Annotated in this window: 3 protein-coding genes; all 3 read right to left on the reverse strand. The window is 65.6% G+C overall.

Features of this window, described 5'->3' with window-relative positions; translation table 11 throughout:
• Window positions 1-1,944 (reverse strand): 3D-(3,5/4)-trihydroxycyclohexane-1,2-dione acylhydrolase (decyclizing) (gene iolD / locus QMK17_RS25990; protein WP_283512170.1); only part of this gene is annotated, 1,944 nt, incomplete at its 3' end.
• A 2-nt stretch (window positions 1,945-1,946) separates the two neighbouring features.
• Window positions 1,947-2,873, reverse strand: coding sequence for a 5-deoxy-glucuronate isomerase (gene iolB, locus QMK17_RS25995; protein WP_283512171.1), 927 nt, complete (start codon window positions 2,871-2,873; stop codon window positions 1,947-1,949).
• A 1-nt stretch (window position 2,874) separates the two neighbouring features.
• Window positions 2,875-3,699 (reverse strand): Cgl0159 family (beta/alpha)8-fold protein (locus QMK17_RS26000; protein ID WP_283512172.1); only part of this gene is annotated, 825 nt, incomplete at its 5' end.

Here is a 3,699-nt window from a genome sequence, read left to right on the forward strand (position 1 = left end):
GGACGGACGCAGGAACGGCCGTTGGATTTTCTTCCACTTCTGGTAGGTGGCGTAGGCGGTCTGGGTCGATTCGAGCGTCGAGGTGGCGCTGACCGGTACGTCCCACCAGGATTGGGAATCAGGGGCCGCGATGAGCGGGTCGGTTTCGACGTGGATCACCGTCGACGTCGCGCTTGCCTTCGCGGCCTTGACCGCGTCGGTGAACTCGTTGCCGTTGTTCACCCGGACCACGTCGACGCCCAGGCTTGCCGCGTTCGCGGCGAGGTCGACCGGCAGAAGCGGCCCATCGAGCCTCCCCTGCGCGCTGCGGTAGCGGTAGTCGGTACCGAACCTCTGCGAGCCGAGCGCCTCCGACAGTGAACCGATGGACGCGAAGCCATGGTTCTGCACCAAGATCATGATGACCTTGACACCTTCCTGCACAGCGGTGACCAGTTCGGTCGCCATCATGAGGTAGGAACCATCTCCCACCATGATGAACACGTCACGGCCGGGTTCGGCCATCTTCGCACCGATACCACCCGCCACCTCGTAGCCCATGCACGAGAAGCCGTACTCGACGTGGTATCCCTTCGCATCCCGGGTGCGCCAGAGCTTGTGAAGATCACCGGGCATCGACCCTGCCGCACACACCACCACATCGCGGGGGTCGGACAGGGTGTTCGCCAGCCCGATGACCTGATTCTGATTCAGCGGTGCGGAGGAATCTTCGATGTTGTAGACCGCGGACACCGTTGCATCCCACTGGGCAGCGAGTTCGGCAGTGCGCGTGCGGTACTCGTCCGAGACTTCGTATCCGCTCAGCTCGACCGTCAAGGCTTCGAGTGCTTCGCGGGCGTCGGCGACGACGCCGACACCGCCCTGTTTGACCGAGTCGATGGACGCGATGTTGATGTTGACGAACTTGACGTCGGGGTTGGTGAACGCGGTGCGGGAGGCGGTGGTGAAATCGCTGTAACGGGTACCGATTCCGATGATGACGTCGGCGTCGGCGGCGAGCGTGTTGGCGGCGGTGGTGCCGGTGGAGCCGACGGCGCCGACCGACTGCGGGTGGTCGTACAAGAGCGAGCCCTTACCGGCTTGGCTCTGCCCGACGGGTATACCCGTCTTCTCACAGAACGACGCCAAGGCATCGGTTGCACGCGAGTAGATCACCCCGCCGCCGGCGACGATCAGCGGCTGGTGTGCGCGGCGAATCACCTCCGCCGCCCGCTCGACGGCGGACTTGTCCGGCAGCGGGCGTGCGACATGCCAGGTACGCGGCGCGAAAAACGATTCCGGCCAGTCGAATGCTTCGGCCTGCACGTCCTGCGGGATGGCGACAGTCACCGCACCCGTCTCGACCGGATCGGTCAACACCCGCATCGCACCGAGCAGTGCACTCGGCAACTGCTCCGGACGCCACACCCGGTCGAAAAAGCGTGAGAGCGGTTTGAAGGCGTCGTTGACGGTGACGTCGCCGCTCGACGGCAGCTCGAGTTCCTGGAGCACCGGGGCGCTGGCGCGGGTGGCGAACGTGTCGGCGGGAAGCAGCAGTACAGGAAGACGGTTGATCGTCGCCAGGGCTGCGCCGGTGAGCATGTTGGTCGAACCCGGGCCGACGCTGGCGGTGACGGCCCAGGTCTGCAGGCGGTCTTTCTGACGCGCGTACGCGACAGCACTGTGCACCATGGCTTGTTCGTTGCGGCCGAGGACATACGGAAATTCCGGTTCGGTACCGGCGTCGGCGGCGTCGATCTCGGCCTGCAGCAGGGCTTGCCCGAGGCCGGCGACATTTCCGTGGCCGAAGATGCCGAACGCTCCGGCGAAGAACTTGCTGCGGACGCCGTCGCGTTCGAGGTACTGGTTGGCCAGAAATTTCACGACGGCCTGGCTTACGGTGAGGTGCACTGTCGCCTCGGTGTTGTCGGCCTTGCTCGCCGAGATCGGCGCGGTGGACACCACAGTCAGGCTCCTGTCGATTCGGTACGGTGCGATTCAGTACGGTGCGATTCGGTACGGTGCGGTGCGGTGTGGAGGGGGAGGCGGGAGTCGATTTCCTGGTGTGTCCAGGTGCCGCGGATCCAGGTGTGTTCGGGATCGTCGACGATGTTCCAGGCACGTTCCTTGCCTGCACCGGCCATGACGTTGAGGTAGTACATGTGGTAGCCGGGGGCCGCGACGGACGGACCGTGGTAGCCGTGCGGGACGAGGACGACGTCGCCGGTGCGTACCTCTTCGAGGACCTCGATCGGCCGCTCGGGTGTCCCGTACACGCGGTGATAACCGAAACCTGCAGTGCCCTCCGGGCCGTCGGCGATCTCGAAGTAGTAGATCTCCTCGAGCGCCGACTCGTTCTCGGTGTCCTCGTCGTGCTTGTGGCCCGGATACGAGGACCAGTTGCCGCCGGGGGTGATGACCTCACACGCGATGATCGAATCGGCCTCGAACGCGTCGGCGGTGCCGAAATTGTGAACTTGGCGGCTGCAGTTCCCCGCGCCGCGCAGTTCGACGGAGATCTCGCTGGCGGGGACATACCGAAACGGGAGTGCGCTGTCCGCCCGTGCCCCGCAGAGGGCGAAGCGGCCACCGTCGACGCTGGCCACCGAGTACGCCGAATCCCTACCGACGTAGACGAAGTCGGAGGGACCCTCGAACACCGAGGCGCGACCGGCGAGGTCGAACTGTGTGCCGCCGCTGGTGACCGTCGCCGAACCGGCCAGCGGGAGCACCATGATCTCGTCCGGACCGGAGTTCAGCTCGACCGACTGACCTGCAGAAAGGGTGAACGTCCACAAGCTCGATTCGGTCCAGCCTGCGTTCTCGGGGGTGACGGCGACGTCGAAGCCGTCGGTGCTGCCCGATCCTGCTGCGATGTAGTACTCGGAGTTCATCTCACCTCACCATGTCCACTGCGGTCCCGACCGCGGCTTCGACGTCGCCATCGGAGGGGTAGAGCAACGTGCGCCCGACGATCAGACCCCGAACGGCGGGGATCTCCAGGGCCTTCGCCCAGCTGGAGTAAGTCTCTTCCGGTCCGGTTTGCGGGTCACCGCCGAGGAGCAGCGTCGGCAGCGTTGTGGCATCCATGACGCGTTCCATCTCGTCGACGACGGGCAGTTTCATCCACGTGTACGCCGATGTGGAGCCGAGCCCCTGGGTGATGTGAATCGACTTGATGACGGCGTCGGCGCTGAGATCGTTCTCCACGCGGCCCGCGACGCGGCGTGAGAGGAACGGCTCGACCATGGCAATGAGATTCTCGGCAGCCAATTCGTCGATCGCCTTGGCGCAGGCGGTCATCGTCGCGAGGGTGCCGGGATCGTCGAGCGCGATGCGAGTGAGCATCTTCGCGCCGTTCATCCGTGCTTTCGCGGTGGATTCTGCTGTGGCGCCGGTCATTCGGTCGTCGAGCTCGAACGCCGCCCCGGCCAGTCCGCCGCGGTTCATCGAGGAGAACACGACTTTGTCTTCGAGCGCACCGAGCAGTACCAGATCGTCGAGGATCTCCGAGGAGGCGAGAACTCCGTCGACGCCGGGGTTCGCGAGCGCGGTGCGCAGTCGGTCGAGCAGTTCGGTGCGACTGTTCATCGCCGCCGGGTTGGCCCCGACCGAGAGTGCGCCGCGGGCGGGGTGGTCGGCGGCGACGATCATCAACCGGCCGTTGCCGCGGATGGTGGGGCGCGTAGTGCGGGTGGCCCATGCTCGTTCGATGGCCTG

The organism is Rhodococcus sp. G-MC3 (genome assembly GCF_030063335.1).
Lineage (GTDB): Bacteria > Actinomycetota > Actinomycetes > Mycobacteriales > Mycobacteriaceae > Rhodococcoides.

Bases quoted from the DNA above. Each gene is read 5' to 3' on its own strand.
- iolB (WP_283512171.1), bottom strand. From the start codon at position 2,873: ATGAACTCCGAGTACTACATCGCAGCAGGATCGGGCAGCACCGACGGC.